Source organism: Flavobacterium sp. Leaf359, assembly GCF_001423985.1.
GTDB classification, from domain to species: domain Bacteria; phylum Bacteroidota; class Bacteroidia; order Flavobacteriales; family Flavobacteriaceae; genus Flavobacterium; species Flavobacterium lindanitolerans.
Window position 1 is genome coordinate 37957 of sequence record NZ_LMPW01000009.1, and the last position, 259, is coordinate 38215.

Annotated in this window: 1 protein-coding gene; it reads left to right on the forward strand. The window is 52.5% G+C overall.

The window, feature by feature from the left end; all coding sequences use genetic code 11:
* Positions 1-259, forward strand: a 259-nt coding sequence (locus tag ASG38_RS17950) for a hypothetical protein (protein ID WP_162239657.1), incomplete at both ends; no start/stop codon positions are given.

Genomic DNA, 259 nt, shown 5'->3' on the forward strand with positions numbered 1-259 from the left:
TACCGATACCCAGGCCCCTGTATTCGCAGGAACATTGCCTGCGGCCAGTATCACTGCTTCATGCGGAAACATCCCAACTGCGGCTACATTAACTGCAACCGATGCCTGCGGAAGCGCGACTGTAACATTCGCTGAGACAAGGACTGATGGTACTTGTGCTGGAAGCTATACGCTTACAAGAAAATGGACGGCTACTGACCTTTGCGGGAACACTGCCGAGCATACGCAAATAGTAACCGTAACCGATACCCAGGCTCCT